1 protein-coding gene is annotated in these 772 nt (G+C 65.9%); it reads right to left on the reverse strand.

Annotated features, from left to right (window positions below):
- Nucleotides 1-9: 9 nt before the first annotated feature.
- Nucleotides 10-772: PTS system mannose/fructose/sorbose family transporter subunit IID (locus ACEXKH_RS09645; RefSeq protein ID WP_373573948.1), on the reverse strand; the 763-nt coding region annotated here is incomplete at its 5' end.

Here is a 772-nt window from a genome sequence, read left to right on the forward strand (position 1 = left end):
GCCGGGCCCTTACGCCAGCACGCCGAAGAACGCGCCGATGATGCCCACGACCATGGTGGCCACGATCAGCACCATGGGGTTGATCTTCTTGGACAGCAGCCAGTAGTACAGCCAGAAGGCGATCATGCCGAGCATGCCGGGCATGATGCCGTCCAGGATGTCCTGGAGGGTCTGGGCGTCGTCGCCCGAGCCGATGGCCACCGGGATGCTGGCCCAGAACATGTCCTTGCACATGGCGCCCACGACCATGACGCCCACGATTCCCACGCAGGTCATGATCTTCTGCATGAGGCCGGTCCTCTGGGCCTCGTCCAGGAAGCCCACGCCCAGCTCGTAGCCCTTGACGGCGCCCCAGATGCGCAGCGCGAAGCCGGGGACGTTGTAGATGAGCAGGAAGGCGATGGGGCCGAAGGGGTTGCCGGCCTGGCACAGGCTGATGCCCACCGCGGCGGCGACCACGCGCAGCGTCGACAGGAAGATGGAGTCGCCGATGCCGGACAGCGGGCCCATGAGGGCGGCCTTGACGTCGTTGACGCTCTCGGGCTCGATCTCGCCGCGGGCGACCTTCTCCTCCATGGCCATCGCGATGCCGCCGACGAACGGGGCGAACTGGACGGTGATGTTGAAGAACGCGCAGTGGCGGTGCAGGGCCTCGGCGTAGTCGTCGGGGCGGCCGGCGTAGATCTTCTTGAGCATGTTGGCGACCATCAGGCAGAAGGCGATGTTCATCTGCTTGTAGTAGGTCCAGGAGAACTCCATGCCCAGGGCGCCG

Source organism: Collinsella aerofaciens ATCC 25986 (assembly GCF_964259375.1).
Classification (GTDB): domain Bacteria; phylum Actinomycetota; class Coriobacteriia; order Coriobacteriales; family Coriobacteriaceae; genus Collinsella; species Collinsella aerofaciens_BO.